The following is a 26,976-nucleotide window of genomic DNA, read 5'->3' as shown; positions in this document are numbered from 1 at the left end:
TACGTGCAGATATCTAGGGTACAGCCGCCGTCACCGGCGCAATCTGGGCCTGGAAAAACAAACGATCGGTTTTTTGCGTTACGTATACACTGCGGCCAGGGACGACGGCATAGATGTAGAACAGCGGGGAAGGGCGAAAGTGCAGGGCGACGTTCTGGTGCCAGTGGCGAGTCCCGTAGTACAGCGCGAGGACGCAGTAGATCCCGTTCGAGGGGATCAAGCTGAGCCATCGACCGAGGCCCGGGACGGTTGCGACGTAACCCTACCGTACGCCGGCAGCTACCGAACGTTTATACATTCTCCGTTACCACCCTCTGACATGGTGCTCGACGCGTTTTCGCTCGAAGGTTCGGTCGCCGTCGTTACCGGAGGGAGTCGCGGTATCGGTGAAGCGATCGCCGTCGCGATGGCCGAAGCTGGCGCCGACGTCGTTCCCGTCGCTCGCTCGGAGGACGCTCTGACCGCGACGGTAGATCGAATCGAGGCGATCGGCGGTGACGCCCTCGCCTATCCGCTCGACGTGACGGATGTGGGAGGTATCGAGGAGATGTTCGACGAAGCGGAATCGACGTTCGGTGGCGTCGACGTTCTCGTCAATAACGCCGGCGTGAATCCGTACTTCGGAGACGCACGGAATCTCGACATCGAGACGTGGGAGCAGATCCTCTCGGTGAACGTGACTGGTTCGTTCAAGTGTGCTCGCGAGTTCGGCCGGCGAGTGTTCGACCGAGACGGCGACGGAGCTATTGTCAACGTTGCGAGCGTGGGCGGAGTCGTCGCGCTCCCCTATCAGACGCCATACACCGCGTCTAAGCACGCCATGGTCGGGATGACCAGGTGTCTCGCCGTCGAGTGGGCGCCGGACGTCCGGGTCAACGCCCTCGCGCCGGGGTACGTAGCGACGGAGTTCACCAAGGGGGTCCGCGAGAACGAGAGCATCCGCCAGGACATCCTGCAGACGATTCCGCAGGACCGGTTCGCGGAACCTGAAGAGATCGCACATGCCGCAGTCTACCTCGCTAGCGATGCAGCGAGGTACGCCACCGGCGAAGTGCACGTAGTCGATGGCGGAATCTCGGCGCAGTAATATCACGTTACGTATAACTGCACGGAGATCCACTCTCCCCAACTCGGAGGTCGAATCCCCCGAATTCAGAGCGCGCCGTTCTCCTCGCTGGCGACAAGGAGTCGATGCGTATCGGTTAGAACGGTTTCATCATTTTGATTGATAAGTTCCACGTTAGCGGTAATGAGTCCCCAATCCTCGTCACGTCGAGCTTTCCCGGTGATCTCCACGGTCGCGTGAACACTATCGCCGGGGGAGACCGCGCCGAGGTAGCGAACTCGATCGTGGCCGTAGTTCATCGCTAGGGCGGCATCGGTAGCAACAGCGTCGACGAAAAACCCATCAGCAATTCCGAGAAGTAGGGTTCCCTGTGCCACAACATCGTCCACGAGGGGATGAGTGGCCGCGTACTCCCGGTCGATATGGATCGGATCCGTTGATCCCGTGGCTCCGATAAAGGCCCGGATATCGGAATCAGTCACAGTTCGCCCATGGGTAACGTACTTCTCACCGATCTCGAAACTCTCGTAGACTCGTTGCTCGATCACGTGAACGTGATTCGGTCGATGTCGCATAGACCTTTGCGTAGGTCGGGGTGGGTAAGCTACTGACGGGGGTTTCTGACAAAATTCGACGATTCTCCGCTCACCATTGTGAGCCCCGCGGCTATAACCGGAAACGAAGAGAACGGGCGGCAAACGAGTCTGATCACAGACTCCTTCGGCCATGGATCACCGAAATCGCCCCCTCGAGATCCCCTGCAAGATTTCACCAGATTTCCGTATTCACGAGCGAGAGGGTCGGACTACTGACCCGAGAACGGTTGTAAGGCTGTCGTCTCTACCCACCCCCCATCTACAACCGAGAGAAAACGGCTACTACGTCTTCTCGATCGAGTTCCTGACGGGGCACCCTCTGCATATCGCTTACGGAGAACTGTGGTCTTTCGGTCGCCGGCCTTATCGCTATCCCCTCGGTGTGGTCCAGAGTATCGTGACTCATGGGTCGTGACGAGGCTCGGAACGGGCATGAATCCATGGCCAGAGAACGCTGGGCAGTCTCATCACGTACCCCGGCGAGTTCAAAGAGTGAGAGACCCGTAACGAGAAGGTTCCTCGCGACGACCAGATCATATCCGAGTGACGGGAGCTATCGGACAGCCACGGCCACTCGGATCGAACGCTGGCACACAGCATCAACCCAATAGTCGTAGAAATACTTGCTCGTCCAGGATACTAACGTGTCGGGGACATCTTCGCTCGTTGGAGAGGAAAGTGCGCCCTAGCGCTACGTGCAGCGTTCACCCCGTACCGTCACCCTTCCTACCATATGATATCTTAGAAGTGTTCAGTATCAGAGGGTGACGTCGGGCGTTCGTTCGTTAACAGACCTCTACGGCGCGTGTTCCTACACTCGCACCGACGGTCTCTGATCATATCGACGGTCGACTCGAATAACCCGTCGAGGATGCGTTCTCGAACCGGGAGCAGGCACCGAAGAACGCCTCACGATAGCGTCTCAGTACGGAGATGACCGATGGAGTTACGGGCGAGACAGAAGGGGTGTAACTCACGCAGAGGCCCGGTGGGTAGCAGGACCAGAGCAACTGGACGACCTGCAGGGTGATCAGTCGGGTGGCGTAGTAGTCATCCTGCAGACACCGCCTGATCGACGAGCATTTACGAGTAATTACTTTTATACATACTCGGCGTGCACGGCCGATCTGATACTCCGGACGGTGTCGCAGGAACCCACCCGAGAGGACCCCGACGAACAGTCAAAAGCGAAGGTGCAGACCGGTCTTTCGGCCGTCTCGGCGGAACCTCCGCCGATTTCGGACTACCTGCTGCGAGACGGCACCGACCGGATTCGTTTCCGTGAGAGGTGCCGAGAGGCGACGGCTCGAACTCGTCGGCCGACTCGTCCCCCGCCTCCAACGTAGACTCGGCTCGATGGACGTGAGAACGTTCAACTACGGACCGTCACGGCGACCTCGTGGTCGCCGGGGCACCTCGACCGGCGTGACACCGTCGTCAGTGGCGAGCCGAACCGTCGTCGTTGTACTCGCCGACACGGAGACGTCACAGCGCTCGGGTGTACGACGGCACCGCCAGATCCAGCATCGTCGCGACGCCGGGAGCGGCCGCTCGAACCCGCGGAACGACGTTCACGACGATAGCCGGGGTCGTACGATCCCCGTGAAACCCGCCGGCGACAACGACGTCGAGGGGCGGGCGACCGGTGATCCGAATCCGGTCGTGGGGGTCAGGCGCATCCAGGTACATTCGCAGGTCGAGTTCGATGACCGCATCGCCGTCGACGATTCCTCGCACACGCTGACGGATCCCCGCGACCGCCCCCGGATCGACCGTAACGTAGTCGCTTCGAACTCGCTCGTCTGCGATCACCGGTTCGATGTCCCGTTCCGTCGTCTGTAACGTCCAGCCGAGCGCATCGGCGAGCATCGCGGTCGACTCCGAGAGGCCGACGTGTCCGCCAGCCGTCGCGATCTCCCTCTCGAACGTTTCGACATCCAGTCCCGCGCCGATCTTCTCCTGGAGCGGCCGGCGGCGCTGGGCGGCGTCCTGCACGCGCTCGACCCGGATCGATTGGACGACCTGACAGGGAGTCGAGAGTACTGCCGGTAGCGTGTCCATGGCGAATCCGGGGTTGATCCCGGTGCCGAGACAGGTCACACCGTGCTCTCGCGCGGTCTCGTCGAGCTCGCTGGCGAGACCGCGGTTGTCCGGATCCCACCACGGATAGGAGAGCTCTTCGGTCGTCGAGATCACGTCAGCCTCGGCGGTCAGGGCGTCCGTCAATTGCGGAGATACCGCGGCCAGTGACGACCCGGTCGAGTGGAAGACGACGTCCGGTTCCGCCTCGAGCGCGGTCTGCGCGTCGTCGGTCACGTCGACGCCGAGGTCGCGCTCCAGACCGACGACGCGTCCGAGGTCCCGTCCGACCTTCGTCGGGTCGATGTCGATCCCGCCGACGAACTCGATTCCGCGGTCGACGGCAACCCGGACGATCCGGGAACCGATCGGACCGACGCCGTACTGGACCGCGGTTAGCCGGGGGCGCTCGCCCGCGTTCCCGCTCATACTCGCCCCGCCCCTCGAAGCTGTCCGACGACGGTACGGGTTGCGTCCAGGAAGCCGTCCAGTTGGGCGTCCGTGGTCTGATACGAGACGCTCCCCATGTGTCCCGGGAGGAAGTAGTAGCCGTGCTCGAGTAACCGCACGTGGTACGCACGCAGTGCGTCACGGTCGGTCTTCGTTTCGACCGCGCCGACAGAGTCGAGCGGGCCCTCGGGGGCGAAGTGCGGCAGGAACAACGAGCTCTCCCCGAGGACGACGCTGTCGACGTTCAGCTCCTCGAACAGCGCGGCCAACTCCGTCCGGACACGTTCCGCCCGCGATTCGGTGTACGCGAACACCGGCTCGTCGTCGAGCACGCGAAGGCTCGCCACGCCGGCGGCCGCGGTCATCGGGTTCATCGAGAAGGTTCCGCCGCCGGCGATCACCCGTTCGACCGGCGGCACGTCGATGTCCGGGCGCGCGGGCTCGAACAGTTCGGCACGCCCGGCGAGTGCGCCCACCGGGAGGCCGCCGCCGAGGAACTTCCCGAGCGTCGTGAGATCCGGTAACACGCCGATACGCGCCTGATAGCTCCCCGGAGAGACGCGGAACCCGGTGACGACCTCGTCGAAGATCAGTACGCAGCCGCGGGCGTCGCACTCCTCGCGGAGCGTGCGGAGGAACTCGTCGGTCGCAGTCACCCCACCTCCGGCGAGCAGCATCGGCTCGACGATGATCGCGGCGACCTCGCCGCGATATCGCTCGAGGAGGTCGACAACTGCGTCCGGATCGTTGACCGGGAACGCGTGAACCTGCTCGGTTACCCCCGGCGGGAGACCGGCCGTCTCCGGTTGGTCGTACGGCGCGTGGATCGCCACCGAGAGGTCGGTGTTGCCGCCGTGCCACCCTCCCTCGGCCTTCAGGATCCGGTCGCGGTCCGTGTGCGCGCGCGCGAGGCGAACGGCGTACATCGTCGCCTCCGTGCCGGACGCGCAGAACCGAACGCGCTCGGCGGAGGGGACGAACGTCCGGACGAGCCGTCCCAATTCGAGTGCGACCTCGTTCGGCGCGCCGTAGTGCAGTCCGTCCCTCGCCTGCTCGGTCACCGCCTCGACCACGTCGGGATAGGCGTGACCGAGCACGCTCGCCATGTGGTTCATCCAGAAGTCGACGTACTCGTTGCCGTCGACGTCCCAGATCCGGCTGTCGCTCGCTCGCGCGATATAGATCGGGTGCGGTTCGAAGTAGCGGATGTTGTGCGAGACACCGCCCGGGAACACGTCCAGGGCGGCCGCGTGTAACTGTTCGCTCGTCGTTAGCGGGTGCTGTGGGTCGTGCATCGTTCCTGTCGAGGGGTGTGTCGGTCGCGGGTCATTTATCTGTCATTACTACGCGTGTTTCCGAGAGCGAAGCTGCGTCCGGTTCCAGAACTCGGCGCGCCAGTCCGGCTTGGCGATGCGGTAGACGCCGATCGTGAGCAACGGCACGGCGAACAGCGCGATGAAGAAGTACGCCATCAGCGTGTACCCCGTGGCGATGAGTTCGATGATGCCCACGCGAGCCAGCAGCGTCGCGCCGACGAGGATACCCGCACCGAGCAGTCCGCTCTGCACTCGGGACAGCCCGTCGGCGCCCGCCAGGCGACCGACGTCGATCTGTTTGAGGTCCTCGTCCACGCGGTCGATGATCGCGTGGATGAGCCCGACGCTCGTCTCGACGAGCGTCCAGCCGACTACGAGCCCGTAGAGACCGATCACCACCGTGCCGCCGGCGCTCTCGAGCATCGGTAACCAGGGCACGGGCGCCCCCATCACGTCCTCGGAGGGGTAGAACCCCATCAGACAGAGGTACGTCAGCAGGAAGGGGAGCGTCATGAGCGTGCCCGCGAGTACCCCCGAGAGGATCGCCTCGCGCCGCGTCGTCTGTCGGTGGAGGGTGAAGAACACCGCCGGGTACACCGCGAGGTTGTACCCGACGTAGAGGATCCCCGAGAGCAGTACGGCGTCCGCGCTCGCGTCGGCGACGTACGAGGTATCCCCGGCCGCGAACGTCGCGGTCACCTCGGGCCAGACGGCAACGAGAACGATCGCTCCGAAGGTGAGATATCCGACGTACAGGAGCATCGTCCCGACCGTCTTGAACTCCTCGATGACCCGGGCCCCGTAGTACGTCAGTACGGCGACGATCCCGATGATGCCGACGATCCCGACCAGATAGGGGATACCGATCGTCTGCTGCATGATCTCTCCGGCGGCGGACGCCATGATCGCGATGATGAGGACGGCCATCACGAGGAACAGGAGATCGAACAACGGCCAGAACTTCCAGATGAGGCCCTTGACGAAGCTCTTGTAGTCGTAGACGTGAAACACGCGGGCGAACTCGAAGGTGAGGATCGCCATTACGGTGAACCCGACGAAGATCGCGACGATGGCTATCCACCCCGCCGCTCCGAACCGGGCACCGAACTGGACGATCTCCCGACCGCTCGCGTACCCGCCGCCGATCAGCACGGATTGGAGGATAATGGCGGGAAGGACTAGTTTCCCGAACGGACCCTCGACGAGACGAGTGAAGACAGCGGTCAGACCCTGTACATCCGATGTGGGGTGGTCGACTTGACTTGCCATACGTTAACAGGTAACGCTAGAGGCAATAATTGTGTCGGTCCGCTCGATAGCACGGAGTGTCGATCGAACGGGCTCTCGAACCGTCCGGAACGGTGGACTATCGGGGTATACGAACGTTCCGGGCCGGTCGCCCCGACCGGGCGGGAGAAGCGGTTCGTCGGGGGCCACGGGACGTGGGGGACAGTAATTAACACGGAGGGGCTCCTACCGCCGGCTATGACCACAGTTGACACGGTCACGTCACGTTGTCTGCGGTGTGGTTTCGAAGCGCCGGCCGGCGACGCCACGTGGGGGCGCGTCGAGGTTCCGCCGTTGGGGAGGATGACGCAGTGCCCCGAGTGCGGCAGCACGAACATCATCGGTCGACGGTAGCTATGGCGTCGGGGAGGGCGGCGGCAGGTCGCGCCCTTCCTCCACCTCTCTCCCCGAGAAGCACGGTCCCGTAGCCGGGGTGACGGATCCGACTTCCGCGAGTCGTGATCGAGCGGGATCGATGCCGACGATATCCGCCCGCGACTACCGGCCACCGGACGAGTAACGCCGTCCGATCACTCGCTTTCCTCGTCTTCGATCGCTACCCTGGTCCCCTCTTCCTCCTCGTCTTCTCCGTCCTCGACCAGCAGTTGTGCGTCGATGAGCCTCCCCTGGATATCGTCCAACCGCTCGTGCTCGTGTTTCAACTGCTCGATCTCCTCGTTCAGTCGTTCTATCTCCCGAGTGTGTCGCTCGACTTCCTGCGTCTTCTCCTGAATCCGGTCCTCGATCGCCGAAGCGTGATCCACTGACGCCAGATACACCTCCCCGAGGGCGTCGTACGCCTCGCCGAGGAACTGTTCCGAGAGGGCCGACTCCTCCGATTCATACGCATCCCCGTGTGAATCTTTATCCCAGAGCACACTGATCGTTACCGGCCAGTACTACTAATCTCTACTGACGGACACGATGATATTCACCGCTCCGTGGGTCCCGCGCCCCTTCGCCGACGGAGGGGCAGTCGTCTTCCTCGGTCACGGATTCGAGGGAATAGTCGTCGGGACACGGGTTACCCCGGGTGACGTCTCCGAGGGACTGATACAGAACGGGGCGGGAGAGGGAACATCGTTGACGTCGCGGAACCCCTCGTCGGACCGTCGCGGTCCCACGCGACGGTCACTCGCGGGCCGTGGGTCTCAGAGATCGCGTGGCTGTACCGTTTTGCGGTCGTTCGCGTCTGCCCGTCGGGCCGCATCGTCGAGCAGTGCCGACACCCGACCGTCCAGGGCATCGTAGAAGTCGGCCGCGACGTTGTGGTCCTCGAGCCTGTCCTTGACCGCGCTTTTGACGACCAGATCGGTCATACGCGTGCATTTACCGACCGAACATACTTGAAATTATCTATGTGCTTCGCGGTAACGCCCGGCGAGAAGCGGTCCCCTCGAACGGCACTGGAAGCCCGGCCGCCGTCCAAGAGCGCCACGAGGGGCGATTTCGGTCGGCAGCTGCGGACGCTCGACCCCGACGAGGGGACTCCCGGGGACCACCTGAACGAGCGATATCGGCGGTGGGCGCACGGCGTGCGGCAGCGCCAGCGCATCGACAGCGCTGGCGACGCGGCTCTCCACGGACCCGGTAACGAGAAGACGAGTGTCGGGCACGAGGTCTCACGGTGAGCGCCACCGTCTGACCGTGACCTTACTCGAGTCGTGGACGGAATTGACCGTCCGGGGGCGACCACCGTCCTCCCACCTGTGCGCTAGACACTCGGATCCAAGGAGTAGCGAGTATCACTTAATACTTCAGCTTGCCTGAGAAGGTACCCTCGCGTAGACTATTCAGACGGGGGAGTAGTCGCCGTTCGAGTGCACCTCCCGCAGCGAACCCCACTCGCGAAAGAATAGCGCCGGACACTGGACAGTGTCTCACATGGAGTTACGTGCGGCTCGCGCTCGTCGGAGTTGGTCGGAAACACAGGTGGGGAGGGACGGCCGAAGCACGGGCGGGGCGTCACGCGCACAGATGCCCGGAGTTGTGGGGGAACTCCTCTCCGAGCGGCAGTTGCCGGTGCACCCCTGGTGGCTTCGCGTCTCCTCCACAGGGATCGGGTACACGGCTCGTAATAAAAATTACGATGTCATCTGCGTAGAACGCTACCCGAGGGTCGGTCCGGGCCGTGCGACGAGGGTCGTCGGCCAGCGTGCTGTTCTCCTCCGGAGCCATCGTCGGGAAGCCGATGCCCGAACAGTGTCGGCCGGTGTTTCAGCGGTTCGAACCACGCTTCGACGTGTGACTGTCCTTCCCTGGTTCTCCGGTCTCCCCACACGCACAGAGCGCCGGCGGTGGTCGTACCACAGGCCCAGGTCCGTGCTAGATCCGGGACGACGCCGGATTCGCGCTCTCGCCGGTGAACGGATCACGTCGGGAACGCAGCGGTCGAAATGCGGGGGGTGCACTCGACCGCTTGCACAACGACTGGTATACTGGTAGAGGGGTCACTTCCAGCGGTGTCAGATCCAGTTGAGCAGTAGAATCGTCTTACCGAACGCTCGAGAGGGATCGCTCCTTCGATCAGTGGTAAGAGGGGTGCGTTGGGTCGAGTTCCAGTGGACACGTGGTGTCCCTGTCTCGAGGGATATAATCGTCGTAGGGGTCGTCTCTCAAGTGTGTATGTCGTGCTACGTCCGTGAGGACTGAGTCACCGAGCCACCGGTCCTGATCGTACTGGATCCGCCGGAGATGTACTACTGACGTCTTACGAGTGGCAAACCGATCATCCACGTCGAGGCGCAGGGTGTTCGTATCGTTCGGAGAGAGCCCACGAGTGAACGAAAGCGGGGTTAATTCGAACTTCTGATCTGTTCCGTACCGTGGGAGTGCTCGTCGGCAGAAATCGAACAGAGGTCCGGCGCAAGAGCGTTCGCTGAATAGACGAAGCCGCCAGTGAGAAGTGCAACACTCCCGACGAAGAAGAACGCGCCGACCGGCGACGAGAAATCCACGAACAGCCAATACAGGGGAGCAGCAGCCGAGGGACCGATGAGTACGACGGCGAGCTGTGCGAACATCGGACCGCAGCACCCGCATGTGTTCGGGCCGACGAGCGCTGCTGCGCCCGCTGCGCTCTGCGTCGAGGACGTGCGTTTGACCCGTAGCCACTGATAGGCCGCGAGCATCGCGTTCATGCTCACAAGCGCGCCGAGGAGTCCAACGATCAGGAGCGTCCCGACGGAGAGCATGCCGCTGAGCGGGATTTGGGGGAACCAGAACTGAACCGCCGGCCAGACGACGAGGGGATTCGCCGTCGGAACCGTATCGACGAACGCTGGCGTATGGATCGTCGTCTCACCGTTGATGATGCCCTCTTCGGGGACGAACGAGAGCAGGCCCGTCGAGAAGATGAAAAAGATCACCATGACGAATCCCACGCCGAACCCGAAGCGCCGCGCGACTGGATCCCGTGCCACCTCTCGGAGGACGTCCTGACCGTCGCGCCGGATGATGTAGCCGACCGTCAGTGGGACGGCGAGTGCAATCATGTATCCGATTGGGTGGTGATAGACGGCGAGTCCACGGACGAGCGCGGGATAGGCGACCCACAGTCCTAACAGACCGCCGAGGATCGCGTATCGCGGCCGGGTGGGCCAGCGTAGTTGACCGAGAAAGACGCTCGCCGTGATGATCGCGAGCCCGACGCCCAGGGCAAGTGGGAGGTATAAGGTTCGCGAAAACGGCATGGTGTTCCCCGATAACTCGTTAATGGGGGAGAGTTGGACGATCAGAATGCCGCCGAGAGCCGCGATGACGACGCCGAGGAACACGCCGGCGAGAGCGTGTTCAGTCCTCGCCAGTCGGTCTCGGCGGTTCAGCGCAACGCTCGCGCCGAGGACGCCGAATCCGAGGAGAAGAACGACGAGGCCGTACCACTGCGGGATACCCGGAGTGTGTTCGCCCCCGTGGGCAGAGACGACGCCCGGAACAGTACTGACACCGATGAAGAGTAACAGTCCGAGACTCACCGCCTGGAGACGCGAACAGCGATAGACGATGCTCCGTCGATGTGCCGTACGTTGTTCGTCTGACGGTGTCCCGAGTCTCATCGCTAGCTCTCAGCGCACGAATCGACTTCTATGTGCCGAATTTCCCCCCTCAAAGGGCAGAGATTCATCTGACGAGCGGTATAAACGATGATCTATAGCTGACGATCGGTAGTGTAGGTGTGATGACGTCTAACCCGTGTTCGAGGAGGTGATGCGTCGTCGAAGCGACGACCCCTGTGATCGTACGTCTGGTGATGGCGGCTCAGATAGTGGAGGGTCGCAGGTGCGAGGGTGACGACCGATACGACGGCGCGCGGTGGTGTCCAAGTGCTGCTACGGCGAGGCTCGAGAACGGATCCTACACCAACAGACGTCGACAGGAGGAGCGGCCTTCGTCGAGTAACGACAACGGGTATACGCAGACCACACGTCGTGATTCGCGCAGAATCCGTCATCGGTGTTGCTATCCAGTGACGATCGGTCGGGAGACGATCCACAACGAGAGGACGGTGTAGCCGATCATCAGGAGCGTCAGCGGAACGTGTCCGCGGCGGGCAGCCGTGACTGTGGGATAGCGAGCCATGGCGACGTAATGGGCCGCGATCACCGCAACGATGTGTCCGACGACGATGAGCAGGACTTGCGACCACCAGTACGCACTGAGTGATAGCCAGGCGAGCAGGTCGACCGACGGTCCGTGCCCAAGCCCCATGAACGACCAGAGGACGGCTACTAGCTGGCCGGCGTTCCCAAGTACGAACGGATAGTTGTGCGCGATTTCGTAGGCGGCCGCGATCGGCAGGACTGTCGGCGCGAAGGCGAAGACAGCCACTGCCCACTCGACCTGCTGCGCACCGGCGAGGCGCTGCGTGAGGCGACTCACGGAGATGAAGACGGCTACGAACCCACTGAAACCGAGAAGATAGAGGAGGACACTCACGCTCCGTCCGACACCGAGGGCCTCTCTGACACCGAAGAGGAGTATTTGGAACTCCGGCGTGCTAGTAAATCCATCAAAGCTCACCGTGTACACCGTTGCAATGACGAACGCCGCCACCGCGATGCTAGATACCGAATACAAACATCCCAGCCACGGCCACCGCAGGTCCATCCGACACCCGCCAGAAGTAGTCGACTCGAGGGTGATCGGAGCAACGCGCCCGAACAATCGGTAGAGGACGGCCAACGCGTCTGCCCGTCGAAACCATTGGGGACCGAATGCGAGCCCACCGACGAGCATTACGACTGTGTAACTGGTGATGAGGAGCGCCGTTAAACGAGGAGAGCGGGGGGCGACAGTGAGATTTTCTAGGATTCCAATCCAAATGAGAAACCCGCCGAGCGCTGGCCACACGTCCAACCATGAGGGATATTCCCCGAGAACCGCTATCGGTTCACCTTCGAGATGCACGAGGCCATCGTAGAGCGTTTTCCAGGGTGAGAGGACAGCCCACGGGCTCCCGATAAGCGCCGACACGATAGCCACTCCTTTCAGCCAGACGGGCCAGAGGAAGATCGTCGCGAAGTTCTCTGCCTGCACTTGCTTCCCCAGGAAACCGATAACGATGACGAGGACGAACGCGATAAAGAAGAGTCCGCGGCTAGCTACACGAGCCCCAGTTGCGACTGACGGCGAAACCCTCCCGACAGACAGGCCGGTTGGATCTGTGGGAGGTTCGTTCACAGTGAAGGCGAGCAAGAGGGCAGTGATGGCAACAGTTACCGCTGCACCGCCAAACAGTAGTTCGAGTGGAATCGGGGCCGTAAACCGTCCTCCGACTTCATGGGCGCTCGCTGTTCCTGAAATGATAATGACAAAAAGAGGCGCCGCAAGGAGAACATCACGAGTATGATTCATGTGTGGCTACAGTAGGTGATCAATCAAAGGCCCAGCGAAAGACCGCGAATGACGCCTCGCGATCGTACATGAACGGGCTTTTAGCAGCGCCTCCACTCGTTTCACTTGGATGAAACCAAGGACGTTCATCGTGGTGTTTGCTCTCCTCTTCGTTCTCATACTCGTCGGCGTCCTCGGGGCATTCCAGATTCTCGGGAGCGGTGGGACCCTCACGGAGCTCTGGGTATCGGATACGGCGCGGAACTATCAGGCGAACCATCATCCAGTCGCTGCCGAGAGGACGGACGCTGGCGTCCTCATCGTAGCACCACTCAACGAGATCGGTGATGACGTCGAACTCACGGAAACGTCCTGTTCGCTCGCGCGGCTCAACGCAACGACCGGCGCTGTGATGTGGCGTGCAGGAGTACCGCCAGCGAACTGCACGAACCACGCACTCCCGAGTCCGACAATCGCTGATGTCAATGACGATGGGACTGCTGAGGTCCTGATCGTCCGAGGAGATCGCACTCTCACGGTCCATAGCGCCGTCACCGGTGCCGAAGTATGGCGACACTCAACGTCTGAACTCGGCTACAGCAGACCGGCCGTCGCTGATCTCCTATCAGCACCGGGAAGGGAGATCGTTGTAGTGGATCTCTCCGGGCACCTTTTCATGATCCGCGCGGATGGATCGACCGCCTGGGATCGTGAACTCGGAAGTACGGTGTGGGCCGATCCGGCCGTCGATGATTTCGATGGGGATGGGGCGTCAGAGATCGCAGTCGCCACCGGAGAATCCGTGTTCCTGCTCGAGCCCGATGGCGAGCAAGTGTGGCGAACAAACGTCTCGAGCCTTTGGATGGCCACTGGCCAGGCCGACGCGGATACGGCTCCTGAACTCTTCATCGCCGACAACGTCGACAACACAGTGTACGCACTCGACGGGGGGGCTGGAGAGATACAGTGGTCGCGTACGTTTGACGGAACGCCCGCGCTCCACGCGGTCGGCGACGGTGATGCCGACGACACGCCGGAGGTGTACGTCGGTGCCAGCGGTGGGACGCTCATCGCGCTCAATGCGACTGACGGGGTCACCGAATGGACAACACGCTTACCCGGGGCTGAACAGAGGATTACGCCACCGCCCGCGCTCGGAGATATCGACGGAGACGAAGCGTCTGAACTGGTTGCCGGGACCTCCGAGGGCGTCGTCGTGGTTGTCGATCCCGCGACCGGTGAGCAGGTGGCAACGTATGAACGAGAGGTACCGATCAAGACTAACCCGACACTCGTCGATATCGACGGTGATGGCGATGACGAAATCCTCGTCATCTACGGCGACGGTCGCGTCGTTGCGCTCTCATTCGAGACGGGGTAACCGCCTCCAAAGACCACCGACACCCTTACCGCTCCATGGAGAGACGCGGACCCGAAGCTGGCCTATTTAACAACGATGTCGGCGATTATTTCGGACCTTGTGTGAGGTACAGCCGTTATGACATGTCCAAGGACGCAAAGTCACTAGCCGCCCAGCACAAAGCGTTATAACCGTATGAACTCGCGGTAGGAGCCGTCTTTAGAGATGGCGTAGATGGCGAACGCTTCGGTTTTTTCGCCCGGCATTCCCGGCGATCCAGCGGGCATGTCGGGCAGGGCGATGCCGGCGATGTCCGGTTCCTCCGCGGCCAACTTGCCGATGGCCTCGCGGGGGACGTGCCCTTCCACGAAGTACGACCCGGTGTCCATCGTGTGGCAGCTCTCAACGTCCTCAGGGACAGCAGCCAGCGAGTCCCACGAGAGCACCACTGCTCGCTATTCGGAGCGGACGGCGTCGCGTGAGTGACTGTTGATCCGAAGGGGGAGTCAGATCAAACGAAGGGTGCGTGCACGCTCCCGGAGGGAGTCCACGGACGGAATACCACTCTGACTGATCACGATCGGGAGCGTTCGAATGGACCGACGCTCAGTGACAGTCCATTCCGGACATACCACCGTGCATCATCCCGTTCATCGTCGAACCGTTCCGGTGAGATGCCATGTACTCGTCCATCTCCTCGTGGCTCATACCCGCCCGATCTTGCACTTGCGCGGCCGTCTGCGCGCCCATCTGCTCGGTCATGTGTTGTTCCATCCAGGTAGCCCACCCGGCCGCGGTGCCGTTGTGGGGTCCAGTATCGTGGTCAGCAGCGCTGCTGTTCATTCCGTGTGCGGCGGCGGCACCCACGGCAAGCAGGAGGATCGCAAGGACGGCTGTTATCGCGAGTGTGAAAGTGCGCATGTTGTCGTTCACCAACACCCGCTCGTAGGACTGCTCCGGATTTATGGCTGTGGGCGTGAACGATGCGAGGAGATCGGCCTAGATCGTTTATACGCGGCTCTGAGCGTGTCTCTCGGAGAGGATCGTTCATCGCAGCCGTTTCCAGCGGTACGGGACGGTAGATAGGCGACTGAATACGTGACCTGGCAACAGCCAGTAGGACAACGGAATCGCGCCAGCGAGGAACAGACTCGGGGCGAGAACACCGAGAACGCGGGCGAGGCGGTGAAGGTTTCACGGTGTGGACTCGAGTAGAGGGGCTTCGGTCCCGCCCTCACCGTGGGTAGTAAAGTAGGCGAGATAGGTAGGGAGCAACCCGACACGACGCGGAGCACAGAGGACGAGCACGCCAGTGCACAGGCCACGATGAGCAGAGAGTGCTGTCCGAACTCGATCACGAGTAGCGTTCTTTCAGTAGTTCGCCGGGATAGACGCGATACGTCCGTCCCTGCTTCTCGCGGTAGATCAACCCTCGGTCCTCGAGTTCGCTCACGGATTGGCTGACCTTCGCCTTCGAGAAGTCCGAGCGTCCTCGAAGTTCGACCTGCGTCAGACCGGGTGATTCCAGAATCGGTTCGATGATGCGTCGTTCGTCCTCCGGGAGAAGCGTCAGTGCAGAGGGTCGTTCCGAGGACGAACCATCCATCGACAACTCCTGAGAGGATTGCTCCGACGCACGCTCGGACGAGCGACTGTGAGGGCCTGTGGACGTGTCGGACTCGTCGCGGTTAGCTGCCGCTGTGCCCGCTGGGGTCGATGTCGAGAGCATATCAGCGAGTTGTTTCCGGCTGGTAACGTAGACGCCGAGCACGACGCTCACTGCGATGAGCGTCCCGAAGAGATACCAGACCGGGGTCATCCCCGGCACCGTTTCCATCATCTGGCCCATCATCCCGTCCCGTGCGAGTGCCTGCCGCGTCGCTCGCCACCAACTGTAGCTCCCGAATAGGACGACCCCGATTGCGAGGAGGCCGATGAGTCGGTCGATTGTCTTGAGTGTGACCATCGGTGTCCCTTTCGCTGCCTCTCGGTTTACGTGTTCGATTCACCCTGGCACGGGTGTACGGATCTCGTTTGACGCTGTACGCGAGCAGGTCACCGACCACGACCACAACCGGACCGAATACGTCTCGGAACCACCGAGTACGACTTTCGGTTGCGGAATGCTCACCGAGACGCGCTCGGCCGGCGTCGTACTCATGGTGTTTCCCTCTGAAGCACCGCCGAGCGCCGAGCGGGGGAGAGGGACGGAACGTCGGCGCTCACACGAACCGCGAACGGCCTACGTCGCTTCGACCAACGCGACGAGTAGTTCGGCGGCGTCGAGGGGCGTTTCGCCGAGGACGTAGGTGATCGGTTCGATACCGAAGTCCCCCTCGTGATAGAGCACCCGGGCGACGCCGCGGCGTTCGAACAACTCGCGGAGCCGTTCGTCGCGGTCGTCGTAGCCGGCGTCGAACGACTGCGGCTCGATCCCGCGATCGCGCGCCGCCGCGAGCAGCCGATCGTCGGTTGCGACGTTGATGCCGCCGCGGATCGACGGATCGACGGCCGCGGCCGCGAGGATGACGCTCGCGACGTGGCGGGAAGCGCCGAACTCCGGATTCGCGGGCACCTCGACGCGCCCGGCGACGGCGTAGATCCGGCCCGGAATCGCCGCAACGTCGCTCTCGTCGGTCGCGCCGGGGAGCGCCGCCCCCACGTTAGTGCCGACGTTGGGAACGTACGCCGCCACCCCCGGTGCCGTCGCGAGACGCCGTGCGGCCCGGCGGACGGCGTCGAGGGCCTCGCGCTCGGCCCGTACCGTCGCGTCCTCGCCCCGGACGCAGAGATCACAGCCGAGTCCCCGCAGTTCCGGCATCGCCTCCTCGTGGAGTTCGCAGATCGGGCCGCGGTCCTCGAACGCCCGGATCAACCCCAACAGTTCCGCGAGCGCCTCGTACCCGTCCATCGTCCCCGTCTCGAACCCCTCCGCGATCCGCGCTACGGTCTCTCGCGTCCGCGGGTCCTCGCGGAACCGCTCCTCGATCGTCCCGCCGCCGCCGACGTACTTGCTCACGGCGGCCTGCGTCACCCCCAGATGAGCGGCGATCTCCTGCTGGGTGAGCCCCCGGGCGTCGAGTTCGACGGCGAGCATCGCCCGGACGGTCGGAAGGAACCGCTCGACGACGATCTCGCTCGGCAATCGCAGCGACATGCCACGCCCTTCGGACGCGGCCCGTATTAACGACCCTCACTCGTACCGGCACGACTATAACGCAGTAATATAATAGAGTTTTAGCATGGGTGTGAACGCGCTCGACCGCGGGCTCTGGATCGGGTTCGCGGTCCTGTTCGCCGTGGTCGCAGGCGCGTCGGTGTTACCGGTCGAACCGATCCTCTGGGTCTTACCGGCGTGGGGCGTCGTCGTGCTCCTCTCGATCCTCGCCTCGATCGGGGTAGCCGTCGTCGCGGTCGCCGCGGGATGGCCCCTGGAGGGTGACGGATGAGCGCGGTCGCCGTAGCGATCACGGCCGTCTACCTCCTCGTCACGCTCGCCATCGGCTGGTACGGGTACCGCCACACCGGCGCGACGCCGGCGGAGTACTTCCTCGCCGGCGGGACGCTCGGGCGCGTCGTGTTCCCGCTGACGACGTTCGCGACGCTGATGAGCGCGTTCGTCTTCCTCGGCAGCGCCGGGTTCGGATACATCCACGGCGTGGCGTGGTTCGCGATGATCGGCGTCGAGGCGATCGCCGGGATCCCGCTCGCGCTGATCGGACTGCGGGCGTGGCGTCGCACCCGCGCGGCCGGCTACATCACGCCGACCGAACTCCTCGGCGATACGTTCGACAGCGACGCGGTGAAGCTGACCGTCCTCGCCGTCCAGTTCGCCTGGGCGATCCCGTATCTCGCCGTTCAGGCGATGGGCGGCGGCCTGCTGTTCGAGACGATCTCCGAGGGGGCCGTACCGTTCTGGGCCGGCGCACTCGTCGTCACCGGCGTCACCGGCGTCTACCTCGCGCTCGGCGGCCTCCGCGGCGTCGCGTGGTCGGACGTCCTCCAGGGGATCGTCCTCGTGACGTTTCTCTGCGTCGCGTTCGTCTACGTTCTCCCCGCGATCGATCCCGTCGGGATCACGGAGCGATTGGCTACGTCGACGGAGCTGCTGACCCCCGCCGGCCAGCAGGGGTTCTTCACGCCGCGAATCTGGGTTTCGTTCCTGTTGATGAACGCGATGGCGATCGTCGCCTACCCGCAGATGTTCCAGCGCTTTTTCGCTGCCCGGGACGAACGATCGTTCCGGGCGCTGATGCTGTGGTGGCCGATCATGGTGCTCGTCGCCGCCGTCGTCCCCGTCCTCCTCGGCGTCTGGGGGACCGAGCTGGTTCCGGCGGTCGACGACCCCGACGCCGTCGTCCCGGCGCTCCTGCAGTCGTACGCGCCCGCGTGGCTCGTCGGCGTGATCGTCGGCGGCGCCCTCGCCGCCATGATGAGCACCGCGGACAGCCTCGCGCTGACGCTGTCGTCGCTCGTCTCCCGGGACCTGTACCGCGACCACGTCGAACCGGACGCCTCCGACGCCGCCGAAACGCGCGTCGGTCAGCTCACCGTCGCCGTTCTCCTCGCCGGCGGCTACCTGCTGGCGTTGCCGCAACTGGGGACCATCGTCGAACTCGCCGTCTACTTCATCCAGGGGAACGCGCTGCTGCTCCCGGTGTTCCTGGCGGCGCTGTACTGGCCGCGGGCGACGGCGTCGGGGGCGCTCGGCGCCGTGCTCGTCGGCCAGGGGTACTTCCTCGCGAGCGCCTTCGGCCCCGCGCCGGCGTTCGGCTTCATGCCGTTCGTTCCGGCGCTGGCCGCGGCGTGTCTGGCGCTCGTCGGCGGGTCGCTGCTCACCGCCCGGGGAACCGAATCCGTCGCGACGGGGGCCGAAACGGGATGACGACGAACCCGTACGCGGCGACCGACGCCGACCTCGACGCGTGGACGCGGGCGGTGATCGGGACGCACTTCGACCCCGAGACGGGAACGCCGTACTGGCTCGAGTGGGCCGCAGACCGGGGCGTCGACGTCCGCGCCGAGATCGACGGGTTCGCCGACATTCGCCGGGTGTTCGAGCCGTTCGACGAGGATGTCCTCCGGACGCTGCCGGTCGAGGAATTCGCGCCGCGCTCGTTGACCGGCACCCGCCGGGTCTACGAGACCGGCGGTACGACCGGCGCGCCGAAGCGCGTCGTGATGGCGGAGTACTGGCGCGAACAGGCCGAGTGGGCCGCCGACCTGCTCGCAGCGGGTGGGTTTCCGACGGGGAACGTACTCATGCTCGGCCCGCCCGGCGGGGCGAACAACGCCGGCACGTTCGTCCGGCATCTGGCCGCCGCGTGGGACGCGTTACCCTTCTACGTCAACATGGATCCGCGGTGGGCGAAACGTCTCGCCCGGTCGGATCCGACCCGGCTCGACGACTACGTCGATCACCTGATCGAGCAGGCAGGGCGGGTACTCGACACCCAGCGCGTCACCGTCCTGTTCACGACCTCGCGGCTGCTCGAACGTACCGCCGTCCGCGACCTCGTCGCCGACACCTCCGTCGAGGCGGTCTACCACGGCGGGACGGCGCTGGATCCGGACACCCACCGCGTCTTCCGCGAGGAGTGGTACGCCGACGTCGCCTTCGTCGGCGAGTACGGCAACACGCTGATGGGCGTCGCCCAAGAGCCCTTCCACCTTCGGCCGGCCGACGGGCGGGACTACAGCCTCGATTACGCCCCCTGTTACCCGTACTTCGTCCCCGAAGTCGTCGACGGCGACGACCTCGTCGACTACGGCGAGCGCGGCCGGGTGCGGGTGACCGTGCTCAACGAGGAGTTCTTCATCCCGCTGTTGTCCGAGCGCGACGAGGCGACCCGCGTCCGAGGGGAGGCCCCGCTGGAGTGGGACTGGCTGCGCGACCCCGCGCCGGCCACCGACGCCGCTTCGAGGGGGATCGAGGGGGTGTACTGAGGTGGTAGACCGGCGCCCGACGGTGCCGGTGATCTCCGGCGGCGAGACCGAGACGCTCCGGACGACGACGCTGGGAGGGATCGACGGGCCGATCGCCGACGTCTCGCGCACCCCACGCGTCTCCGTCCGCGACGCCGTCGAGACGGCTCGCGAGGAGGGATTCGACTCGCTGCGAGCGCTGCCGGTCCGGGAACTGCTCGCCATCCTCGGGGAGGCGAGTCTCCGGTTCGAGGGCGTCGGACCGCCCGGAACCGACGCCGCGGGGTACGAACGGCGGGTCGCCCGCGCGACCGGGATGCCGGTCGGCTGGGTTCGCGTCGGCGCTCACTGGCTCGCCTACGGGTTACGCCACGCCGGCGAGGCGCTGCGCGCGCAGTCGCCGACCGCCGACCTCGACGTGTACGACGATCCGGCGTACACCCGCGAGCGGAACGTCGGGCTCGCGTTCGCACCGCGGGTCCGGGTCCTCGGCGCACTCATGCCCGGCAACGACCCCGGCGTGTACGCCTGGCCCGCACTGGCGCTCGCGATGAAGATCCCCATCGTCGTCCGCCCGTCCGACCGCGACCCGTTCACCGCGGTCCGGCTCGCGCGGGCGCTGCTCGACGCCGGCCTGCCGCCGGAGGCGATCCACGTCCTGCCCGGCGCGCGGTCGGTCGGCGAAACCGTCCTCCTGGAGGCCGATCACGGGATGGCGTTCGGCGACGACCGAGCCGTCGCGCCGTTCCGTGACGATCCGACGGTCGAGACGTACGGCCCGGGGAACAGCGTCGCGGTCGTCGCCCGCGAGCCGACCGACGGCGAACTCGACACGCTCGCGCGCGGGATCGTCCGCGCCGGCGGTCGAACGTGTTACAACCTCACCCGGATCGTCGCGACGGGGGCGTGCGACGCCGACGCGCTCGCCGACGGACTCGCCCGACGCGTCGCCGACGCCCCGATCGGTCCGGTCGAGTCGCCCGACGCGGACGTCCCCGCCTTCCCCGACCCCGCGACCGCCGAGGCGATCGACGACCGGATCGAGGCCGGCGGCGGAACGGACGTCACCGCGGCGTACCGCGAGGGTCCGCGTCGGATCGAGGCGCACGGGGCGGCCGTGCTCCGACCGACGGTGCTCCGGATCGACGGGCTCGTCGACGAACTCCCGTTCCCGTTCGCCGGCGTGACGCGGCTCCCGGCGAAGGCGATCCCCGGCGAACTCGGCCGGTCGTATCTCGGCGTGTGTATCGGCGACGAGGGCGTGACGCGGCGGCTCGTCCGGTCCCCACGCGTCAGAAAGGTGTACGGGGGGCGGTACCCGGCCGCCGTGGACCTGCGAGAGACCCACGAGGAGTACCTGGCCTCGTTCCTCTACGAGACGACGACGTACGACCCCTGACGCGGGCCGCCCCCTGTGGTCCCGTGGTCCCTAGAGCGAGAGGCCGCCGTCGACGCGGAGCGTCTCGCCGGTGACGAACTCGTGAGTCGCGAGGAAACGGACCGCGGTCGCGACCTCCTCGGGCTGGGCCTCGTAGCGGTCCAGGAGCGCGTCGACCGTCCGGTGACCGCGGAACCGCCGCGATTCGAGGTGTTCGAGGATCGCGTCGTTCATCGGCGTGTCGACCGGCCCGGGGCAGACCGCGTTCACCCTGATGCCGTCGCCGCCGAGTTCGCGGGCCAGCGCTCTCGTCGCTCCGAGAACGCCGGCTTTCGACGTCGCGTAGGAGACGTCGACGGTGCCGATCTCGGCGGCGACGCTGCTCACGTTGACGATCGCGCCACCGTGCGCGCGGAGCCGCGGCACCGCGGCGCGCGCGACGGCTATCGCGCCCTCGGCGTTCACCGCGAGGCTCCGGCGCACCGCCTCGGACGACAGCTCCTCGATCGCGTGCGGTTCGGTGACGCCGGCGCTGTTGACGACGACCCCGAGCGGTCCGAGTTCGACCGTGCGCTCGACCAACCGCCCGACCGCCGCCGGGTCGGTGACGTCGGCCTCGACGATCTGCGCGTCGCGTCCGTGCTCCCGGACGGCGGCGGCGGCGGCGTTCGCGCCGGCCGTATCGGAGCGGTAGCCGACGGTGACGTCCATGCCGGCGCGGGCGAGTTCCGCGGCGACGGCCGACCCGATCGCCCCCGATCCGCCGGTCACGAGCGCCCCCGTGTTCGCTTCGTCCATGCGCGCCGTAGAACGGGACGACGAATAACAGTAACAGTCCCGTCGGCCTCACGCTTCGCCTCGGGTGACGCGACAGATTCGAGCGGGGCGATCCGTTCGGAAACTAGCAATCGGCGCGCTCAGTCGGCGGAGCTGACCGCGGGATCGTCACCGGCGAGCCGCTCGCGGACGAACAGCGCGAGCAGGAACAGCGTCGCGACCCCGAGCGCGACGGCGAACAGGAGGACGAACAGCGTTATCGGGTCGAACCCGCCCGCGACCTGCTCGCGCAGGAACGCCCCGGCCGTGATCGCGGTGACGGCGATCAGCACGACGCCGCCGACGTTGGTGGCCGTCGGGGTCCTCTCGGGGACCGCCTCGCCGTCGTTGAGGAGGTAGAGAACGAGCGCGAGCGCGAACGGCGTCCCGACGAGGCCGAACGCGAGCGTCAGGACGAGCAGCGGGAAGAACTGCCCGCCGACGAACACCCCGCCGATCCCCGCGAGCGCGGTGACGACGATCGCACCCCGATAGCGCGGGTCGGAGACGTCGCGCTCCCAGCCCAGCTTGTCCGCGAGGAGGTACGGCGGGACGACCGTGTTCCCGCCGAGCGTCGAGACGGCCGCCCCCCACAGCCCGAGGAGGAACAGCCACTTCGCGTGTTCCCCGACGAGCGGGCCGAGCGCCTGTGCGGCCGCGGTCGCGGTCAACCCCCCGGCCGAGACGCTCGGGTCGTGTAACACGGTCGCCGCCACGAGGAAGATCCCGAGACTGTACACGCCGAAGGCCGCGAGCATGGACGCGCCGATGTCGAAGGTGGCGAGGCCGTACTCCTCGCGGGTCCACCCGCGGGCCCGCATGGTGTAGGAGTGCATCGTCACGAGCGTGATGTGGACGGCCCCGCCGAGGATCCCCGCGGCGACGAGCGCGCCGTCGACGCCCGCGGGGATTCCCGGGACGAGTCCAGTCGCCGCGGCGGGGACGTCGACGGGAACGACGAGCAGCGAGGCGACGAAGGCGAGGACGACGAGCGAGACGAGCACCTTCGCCCCGAGTTCGGCGATGCGGTAGCCGCCGCCGGCCAGGCCGGCGGCGAGGACGAGCCCCCAGCAGACGGCCCACAGGCGGGCATCGAGGCCGGTGACGGTCGCGGACACGTCGGCGACCGTCTTCATGATCACGAGCTGCGCGAGTCCGGAGGCCAGCACCGTGTCGGCGACGAGCAGCCACGCCCAGCCGCTGCCGAGTCGCTCCTCGACGACCGAGACGATGCCCGCCTCGGTCAGCAGGCCGAGCCGCATCGCGAGGTACTGGGAGAGCGCGCCGAGCCCCGCCGAGAGGACGACGATCCACAGGAGCGCGTAGCCGAAGCCCGCGCCGGCGGTGACGAGGCTCGCCATCGTGGCCGGGCCGGCGGCGATGGCCCCGGCGAGCCACGCCGGCCCCATCCGGGCGACGTAGGACTCGACGCGGTCGAACGCGACCATCTACACGCACCCGGGGAACTCCTCGCCGGTCACGCGCAGGCTGTCCACCCACTCCGGGGGGTCCTCCGTGGTGAATCGCGACCGGGCGCGCATGTAGGCGACGATGAACGCCCGCCGCCAGCGCTCGCTCTCGTTGGGCGCGGTGTAGTGGGGGAGCAGGCAGTGCTGGAACAGGGCGTCCCCCGGTCCCATCGGGAGCGCTACGGTGTCGCGCTCCCCGTAGTCGGACCCGGCGAGCGCGATGTCCGTTTCGTACTCGAGTTCCTCGTGGCGGAGCAGACCGTCCGTGTGCGCGGCGGGGACCACCTGCATGCAGCCGTTCTCGGTCGTCGCCTCGTCGAGCGCGATCCAGACCGTCACGTGGTCCATCGGACGGATCGGATAGTAGGCCGCGTCCTGGTGGAACTTCTTCTCGCTGCCGACGCCGGGAGGCTTCAGCATGGCCGCGCTCCGCAGCAGCTTCAGGTTCGGCCCCTGTAACTGGGTCACGGCCTCGACGACGCCGTCGTGAAACGCCACCTCGCGGAAGACGTCGTCCTCGCGCACCATCCCGACCCCCTCGAACTTACGGACCGGGTCGCCCGGACGGTCGAACTCGAACCCGTCCTCCTCGGCCGCGGGTTCGAGCATCCGACCGAACTGACGCTCCTCGCGCTCCCCCGTGACGTAGTCGTCGAGTCGACGCCGGACCCGTTCGACCTCGTCCGCGGTGAGAACGTTCTCGACGACGACGTACCCCTCTCGCTGGTACTGCTCGAACTGCTCGTCGGTAAGCGACATACCACTCAGTTTTACTTCTAGGTGATTACTCTTGTGGTGTTCGAGGCCCGAGGCTCGCGGTCCGGAGCGACGGCCGGGGTCCGTCGGATCACTCAGGAGGGATAGTCACTGGTGCCGACCGACGTGCTCGGTCGATGGGGCCGTTCGGATTCACCCTCGAACGGTCGTCTTCGTCAGTACTTCCGAGGTCCCGATGTGGTACGAGTGGGCCCTACCCCAGGTGGTCTCGACGACCTCGTAGTCACGTTCGCCGTCGGCGATCTCGCGGAGTCCTTCGAGGAGTTCGTCGAGGACCGAGAGCTCCGCACCGGCGAGCGGCTCGTTGTGGCTGGTGACCAGGACGTCGAAGACGCCGTCGTCACGCAGATCTCTGAGCGTGGCCAACGACTCGAGATAGTCATCGAGGCTGCAACCCTCGAACAGGACGTACAGGCCGCGATCGACGTGGACGATATCACCTCCGTAGAAGACGCGGGTCTTCGGGTCCAGCACGCCGAGGTGGCCGGGGGAGTGTCCCGGGAGGTGGTGGACCTCGAGGGAGCGATCGCCGAGGGAGAGACCACCCGCCGTCGGAACGGGCGACGCCTCGAACGGCTCGATGGCGTACTCGTCGGGGTCGACTCCGTCCGGGAACGCGTTGCCCTCGGCGGTCCACTGTCGAGCGAACTCCCCCGGTCGGTGGGTGAATTCGTCCGAGATGCTGTCGACGGCGATCCGACCGTCGGGCGGACGTTCGATCGGACTGACGAGCACCTCCTCGAACTGTGACGCGGCCCCGATGTGGTCCCAGTGGGTATGAGTGAGCACCACCGTGACGGGGGTGTCGACCAGTTCGGTCACCAGCCCCCGGAGGTCACCGACTCCGACGCCGGTATCGATCAGGACCGACCGATCGGTTCCCTCGACGAGGTGCATGCCGTACTTGGTGCACTCGTCGATGTCGTAACTCCCCTCCGTCAGTTGCGAGACGTCGTACCAGTCGTCCGTCGCGTTCATGTCACTAGTTGTCGTGCCAGAACGCGAAAAAGACTGCTTCCGATCCGACCGATGGTAGTGCCGTGACGTGGGAGTAGTGCTGCGATAGCAAGGACTATGCGAGCGCGTGCGTCCCTCTCCGACATGGAACGGCTTCCGTACGTGACACCGGACGACCTCGACCCGGAGTACGAGGACCTCATCGTCTCGTCGCTCCAGCCGGGCAAGACCGTGAACGTGTACAGCGCCATCGGTAACAATCAGGAGGTGCTGAGCGGCCTCCGTGCGTTCCTCGGTGCGCTGTGGACTCACTCCGGGCTCACCGATCGCCAGCGCGAGATCGTCATCCTGACCGCCGCCTCCGAGATCGGCTCGGAGTACGAGTGGCAGCAGCACGTGAACATCGGCACCGACGCCGGTCTCACGACCGAGGAGATCTCCGCCATCGCCCGCGACGACCGACGCCCGTTTTCCGACGAAGAGCGGACGCTCGTCGCGTACACGCGCGCCGTCACCCGCGGCCGCGTTACCGACGCGCTCCACGACGCCCTCCTCGCCCACTTCGACGAGGCGACCGTCGCCGGGACTGCGTCGACTGCCGCCGGCTACGCCGCACTCGGTCAGGTCATCGACGCGCTCGGCGTCGAGATCGAAGCGGGCGACGAGTTCGTCGGGTGGGACCCCGAGTAGTCAGTCCCCGCACTCGTCGGCCGTCATCGTCTCGCGGAGGTAGTCGTAGACGTCGGTCATGTCACCGTCGTCGCCGAATCGCGTTCGCGCACACCCCACCTGACTGCGGACGACGCTCCCGAGCAGCAGCGGGACGCGGTTGTCCTCGGCGAACTGGAGCAGGAGCCGGAGGTCTTTCTCCATCAACTCGAGGGCGAACCCGACGTCACGACCGGCCGAGATGTGGTCGGGAAACTTGTCCTCGGTGGCGGAGTTGCGGCCGGTGCTGACGTTGAAGATCTCGCACATCGTTTCGACGTCGAGGCCGACCTGTCGTCCGAGGACGATCGCCTCGGAGGTCGCGACCATCGCCGTGTTCGACAGGTAGTTGTTGAGTAGCTTCACCGCGTGGCCGTGGCCGGGGTCGTCCCCGACGTGAACGACGTTCGTCGCGAACGCGGCGAAGTACTCGCGGCAGGCCTCGAGCGTCGCCCGGTCCCCGCCGACCATCACGGTGAGGGTTCCGTTCTCGGCGCCCGAGGCACCGCCGCTGACGGGGGCGCCGAGAACGGTCACGCCGTCGTCGGCGAGTCGATCGGCGATCGACCGCGTCACCTCGGGCGTCGACGTCGTGGTGTCGACGATCGCAGCGCCCGGATCGAGCGTCGGTTCCAGTTCCGACACGACCGCGTTCACCGCGTCGGGGTCCGGCAGGGAGAGGAAGACCACGTCCGCTTCGGCTCCGACGTCCGCGGTCGACGCAGCCCCGCTCGCGCCCGCGGACTCGACGGCGTCGATCGCGTCCCGTCTGCGGTCGAAGACGACGACGTCGTTGCCGTCCCGAGCGAGGTGCGCCGCCATCCGTCCGCCCATCCGTCCGAGTCCGACAAACCCGAGGGACGTCATGCGACACGCATCAGCGCCTCGGAATAAGTACCTACCGTCGGTGGATACCTGCCGTAGGGGAGGACGTGATTCGACTCGCGGCTCGAGGCGCGG

The 26,976-nt window shown here is 65.4% G+C and carries 25 protein-coding genes; 7 read left to right on the top strand and 18 right to left on the bottom strand.

Going from position 1 to position 26,976, the window contains the following annotated elements; translation table 11 throughout:
* The first annotated feature begins 319 nt into the window (after positions 1 to 319).
* Positions 320 to 1,087, top strand: coding sequence for an SDR family NAD(P)-dependent oxidoreductase (locus tag P1K31_RS16105; RefSeq protein WP_276306330.1), 768 nt, complete (start codon positions 320 to 322; stop codon positions 1,085 to 1,087).
* 65 nt (positions 1,088 to 1,152) lie between these two features.
* Here P1K31_RS16105 and P1K31_RS16100 read toward each other — a convergent pair whose 3' ends face one another.
* From P1K31_RS16100 to P1K31_RS16065, 9 genes are all read right to left on the bottom strand, one after another.
* A complete protein-coding gene (locus P1K31_RS16100) occupies positions 1,153 to 1,614 on the bottom strand; it encodes a MaoC family dehydratase (protein ID WP_276306329.1) in 462 nt (153 codons plus the stop codon).
* Between the two features lie 1,533 nt (positions 1,615 to 3,147).
* The gene (locus P1K31_RS16095) at positions 3,148 to 4,170 is read right to left on the bottom strand and encodes an NAD(P)H-dependent amine dehydrogenase family protein (RefSeq protein ID WP_276306328.1); all 1,023 of its coding nucleotides are present in this window, start codon (positions 4,168 to 4,170) and stop codon (positions 3,148 to 3,150) included.
* On the bottom strand, positions 4,167 to 5,486 hold the full coding sequence (locus P1K31_RS16090) for an aspartate aminotransferase family protein (protein WP_276306327.1): 1,320 nt from the start codon (positions 5,484 to 5,486) through the stop codon (positions 4,167 to 4,169). The genes P1K31_RS16095 and P1K31_RS16090 overlap by 4 nt, the downstream gene beginning before the upstream one ends.
* Before the next feature lie 48 nt (positions 5,487 to 5,534).
* Complete coding sequence (locus tag P1K31_RS16085; RefSeq protein ID WP_276306326.1) at positions 5,535 to 6,776, bottom strand: YkvI family membrane protein; 1,242 nt, start codon at positions 6,774 to 6,776, stop codon at positions 5,535 to 5,537.
* 548 nt (positions 6,777 to 7,324) lie between these two features.
* Entirely contained in the window at positions 7,325 to 7,672 is a 348-nt protein-coding gene (locus P1K31_RS16080) for a hypothetical protein (protein ID WP_276306325.1), read from the bottom strand.
* Between the two features lie 273 nt (positions 7,673 to 7,945).
* Positions 7,946 to 8,113 (bottom strand): DUF1931 domain-containing protein, encoded by a 168-nt coding sequence (locus P1K31_RS16075; protein WP_276306324.1) that lies wholly within the window; start codon positions 8,111 to 8,113, stop codon positions 7,946 to 7,948.
* A gap of 1,476 nt (positions 8,114 to 9,589) precedes the next feature.
* Positions 9,590 to 10,768 (bottom strand): hypothetical protein, encoded by a 1,179-nt coding sequence (locus P1K31_RS16070; RefSeq protein ID WP_276306323.1) that lies wholly within the window; start codon positions 10,766 to 10,768, stop codon positions 9,590 to 9,592.
* Between the two features lie 145 nt (positions 10,769 to 10,913).
* On the bottom strand, positions 10,914 to 11,045 hold the full coding sequence (locus tag P1K31_RS22110; protein WP_438268328.1) for a DUF7471 family protein: 132 nt from the start codon (positions 11,043 to 11,045) through the stop codon (positions 10,914 to 10,916).
* 207 nt (positions 11,046 to 11,252) lie between these two features.
* Positions 11,253 to 12,647 carry a hypothetical protein gene (locus P1K31_RS16065; protein ID WP_276306322.1) on the bottom strand — a complete coding sequence of 465 codons (1,395 nt, stop codon included), beginning with the start codon at positions 12,645 to 12,647 and terminating at the stop codon, positions 11,253 to 11,255.
* Between the two features lie 133 nt (positions 12,648 to 12,780).
* Between P1K31_RS16065 and P1K31_RS16060 the strand changes: the two genes are divergently transcribed.
* Positions 12,781 to 14,007, top strand: a complete 1,227-nt coding sequence (locus P1K31_RS16060) for an outer membrane protein assembly factor BamB family protein (RefSeq protein ID WP_276306321.1) — start codon at positions 12,781 to 12,783, stop codon at positions 14,005 to 14,007.
* Positions 14,008 to 14,171: 164 nt separating this feature from the next.
* Here P1K31_RS16060 and P1K31_RS16055 read toward each other — a convergent pair whose 3' ends face one another.
* The 4 genes from P1K31_RS16055 to P1K31_RS16040 all read right to left on the bottom strand — a co-directional run bounded on the left by P1K31_RS16055 (position 14,172) and on the right by P1K31_RS16040 (position 17,143).
* Entirely contained in the window at positions 14,172 to 14,432 is a 261-nt protein-coding gene (locus tag P1K31_RS16055) for a DUF411 domain-containing protein (RefSeq protein ID WP_276306320.1), read from the bottom strand.
* Between the two features lie 160 nt (positions 14,433 to 14,592).
* Positions 14,593 to 14,919, bottom strand: a complete 327-nt coding sequence (locus P1K31_RS16050; RefSeq protein WP_276306319.1) for a hypothetical protein — start codon at positions 14,917 to 14,919, stop codon at positions 14,593 to 14,595.
* Between the two features lie 421 nt (positions 14,920 to 15,340).
* A complete protein-coding gene (locus tag P1K31_RS16045; protein WP_276306318.1) occupies positions 15,341 to 15,952 on the bottom strand; it encodes a helix-turn-helix transcriptional regulator in 612 nt (203 codons plus the stop codon).
* Between the two features lie 276 nt (positions 15,953 to 16,228).
* Positions 16,229 to 17,143, bottom strand: a complete 915-nt coding sequence (locus tag P1K31_RS16040; protein WP_276306317.1) for a thiamine-phosphate synthase family protein — start codon at positions 17,141 to 17,143, stop codon at positions 16,229 to 16,231.
* Between the two features lie 85 nt (positions 17,144 to 17,228).
* Between P1K31_RS16040 and P1K31_RS16035 the strand changes: the two genes are divergently transcribed.
* The 4 genes from P1K31_RS16035 to P1K31_RS16020 are packed head-to-tail and all read left to right on the top strand — an operon-like array spanning position 17,229 to position 21,310.
* Complete coding sequence (locus P1K31_RS16035) at positions 17,229 to 17,435, top strand: hypothetical protein (RefSeq protein WP_276306316.1); 207 nt, start codon at positions 17,229 to 17,231, stop codon at positions 17,433 to 17,435.
* Positions 17,432 to 18,871 carry a sodium:solute symporter family protein gene (locus P1K31_RS16030; RefSeq protein ID WP_276306315.1) on the top strand — a complete coding sequence of 480 codons (1,440 nt, stop codon included), beginning with the start codon at positions 17,432 to 17,434 and terminating at the stop codon, positions 18,869 to 18,871. The genes P1K31_RS16035 and P1K31_RS16030 overlap by 4 nt, the downstream gene beginning before the upstream one ends.
* Positions 18,868 to 19,932: a phenylacetate--CoA ligase family protein gene (locus P1K31_RS16025; protein WP_276306314.1), complete on the top strand. Its 1,065-nt coding sequence runs from the start codon at positions 18,868 to 18,870 to the stop codon at positions 19,930 to 19,932. The genes P1K31_RS16030 and P1K31_RS16025 overlap by 4 nt, the downstream gene beginning before the upstream one ends.
* A 1-nt stretch (position 19,933) precedes the next feature.
* Positions 19,934 to 21,310: an aldehyde dehydrogenase family protein gene (locus P1K31_RS16020; protein WP_276306313.1), complete on the top strand. Its 1,377-nt coding sequence runs from the start codon at positions 19,934 to 19,936 to the stop codon at positions 21,308 to 21,310.
* A gap of 30 nt (positions 21,311 to 21,340) precedes the next feature.
* On the opposite strand, the gene P1K31_RS16015 is transcribed toward P1K31_RS16020, so the two are convergent.
* From P1K31_RS16015 to P1K31_RS16000, 4 genes are all read right to left on the bottom strand, one after another.
* Positions 21,341 to 22,087, bottom strand: coding sequence for an SDR family NAD(P)-dependent oxidoreductase (locus P1K31_RS16015; protein WP_276306312.1), 747 nt, complete (start codon positions 22,085 to 22,087; stop codon positions 21,341 to 21,343).
* Between the two features lie 119 nt (positions 22,088 to 22,206).
* The gene (locus P1K31_RS16010; RefSeq protein WP_276306311.1) at positions 22,207 to 23,553 is read right to left on the bottom strand and encodes an NRAMP family divalent metal transporter; all 1,347 of its coding nucleotides are present in this window, start codon (positions 23,551 to 23,553) and stop codon (positions 22,207 to 22,209) included.
* Positions 23,554 to 24,333 (bottom strand): phytanoyl-CoA dioxygenase family protein, encoded by a 780-nt coding sequence (locus P1K31_RS16005; protein WP_276306310.1) that lies wholly within the window; start codon positions 24,331 to 24,333, stop codon positions 23,554 to 23,556.
* Between the two features lie 150 nt (positions 24,334 to 24,483).
* Positions 24,484 to 25,329, bottom strand: a complete 846-nt coding sequence (locus P1K31_RS16000; protein ID WP_276306309.1) for an MBL fold metallo-hydrolase — start codon at positions 25,327 to 25,329, stop codon at positions 24,484 to 24,486.
* A 123-nt stretch (positions 25,330 to 25,452) separates the two neighbouring features.
* On the opposite strand from P1K31_RS16000, the gene P1K31_RS15995 reads away from it, so the two are divergent.
* Positions 25,453 to 25,998 (top strand): carboxymuconolactone decarboxylase family protein, encoded by a 546-nt coding sequence (locus P1K31_RS15995; protein ID WP_276306308.1) that lies wholly within the window; start codon positions 25,453 to 25,455, stop codon positions 25,996 to 25,998.
* On the opposite strand, the gene P1K31_RS15990 is transcribed toward P1K31_RS15995, so the two are convergent.
* Entirely contained in the window at positions 25,999 to 26,883 is an 885-nt protein-coding gene (locus P1K31_RS15990) for an NAD(P)-dependent oxidoreductase (protein ID WP_276306307.1), read from the bottom strand.
* Positions 26,884 to 26,976 lie beyond the last annotated feature (93 nt).

Origin of the sequence: Halomarina halobia (assembly GCF_029338575.1) — an archaeon.
Taxonomy (GTDB): Archaea; Halobacteriota; Halobacteria; order Halobacteriales; family Haloarculaceae; genus Halomarina; species Halomarina halobia.
This window is presented reverse-complemented; position numbering and strand designations above follow the sequence as displayed.

What these genes read in the sequence shown, in the direction of transcription:
- P1K31_RS16040 (WP_276306317.1), bottom strand. Translation starts at nt 17,143, where the DNA reads ATGTCGCTGCGATTGCCGAGCGAGATCGTCGTCGAGCGGTTCCTTCCG.
- P1K31_RS16085 (WP_276306326.1), bottom strand. Translation starts at nt 6,776, where the DNA reads ATGGCAAGTCAAGTCGACCACCCCACATCGGATGTACAGGGTCTGACC.
- P1K31_RS16045 (WP_276306318.1), bottom strand. Translation starts at nt 15,952, where the DNA reads ATGGTCACACTCAAGACAATCGACCGACTCATCGGCCTCCTCGCAATC.
- P1K31_RS16075 (WP_276306324.1), bottom strand. Translation starts at nt 8,113, where the DNA reads ATGACCGATCTGGTCGTCAAAAGCGCGGTCAAGGACAGGCTCGAGGAC.
- P1K31_RS15995 (WP_276306308.1), top strand. Translation starts at nt 25,453, where the DNA reads ATGGAACGGCTTCCGTACGTGACACCGGACGACCTCGACCCGGAGTAC.
- P1K31_RS16030 (WP_276306315.1), top strand. Translation starts at nt 17,432, where the DNA reads ATGAGCGCGGTCGCCGTAGCGATCACGGCCGTCTACCTCCTCGTCACG.
- P1K31_RS16000 (WP_276306309.1), bottom strand. Translation starts at nt 25,329, where the DNA reads ATGAACGCGACGGACGACTGGTACGACGTCTCGCAACTGACGGAGGGG.
- P1K31_RS16035 (WP_276306316.1), top strand. Translation starts at nt 17,229, where the DNA reads ATGGGTGTGAACGCGCTCGACCGCGGGCTCTGGATCGGGTTCGCGGTC.
- P1K31_RS15990 (WP_276306307.1), bottom strand. Translation starts at nt 26,883, where the DNA reads ATGACGTCCCTCGGGTTTGTCGGACTCGGACGGATGGGCGGACGGATG.
- P1K31_RS16090 (WP_276306327.1), bottom strand. Translation starts at nt 5,486, where the DNA reads ATGCACGACCCACAGCACCCGCTAACGACGAGCGAACAGTTACACGCG.
- P1K31_RS16010 (WP_276306311.1), bottom strand. Translation starts at nt 23,553, where the DNA reads ATGGTCGCGTTCGACCGCGTCGAGTCCTACGTCGCCCGGATGGGGCCG.
- P1K31_RS16005 (WP_276306310.1), bottom strand. Translation starts at nt 24,333, where the DNA reads ATGTCGCTTACCGACGAGCAGTTCGAGCAGTACCAGCGAGAGGGGTAC.
- P1K31_RS16105 (WP_276306330.1), top strand. Translation starts at nt 320, where the DNA reads ATGGTGCTCGACGCGTTTTCGCTCGAAGGTTCGGTCGCCGTCGTTACC.
- P1K31_RS16025 (WP_276306314.1), top strand. Translation starts at nt 18,868, where the DNA reads ATGACGACGAACCCGTACGCGGCGACCGACGCCGACCTCGACGCGTGG.
- P1K31_RS16095 (WP_276306328.1), bottom strand. Translation starts at nt 4,170, where the DNA reads ATGAGCGGGAACGCGGGCGAGCGCCCCCGGCTAACCGCGGTCCAGTAC.
- P1K31_RS16065 (WP_276306322.1), bottom strand. Translation starts at nt 12,647, where the DNA reads ATGAATCATACTCGTGATGTTCTCCTTGCGGCGCCTCTTTTTGTCATT.
- P1K31_RS16015 (WP_276306312.1), bottom strand. Translation starts at nt 22,087, where the DNA reads ATGGACGAAGCGAACACGGGGGCGCTCGTGACCGGCGGATCGGGGGCG.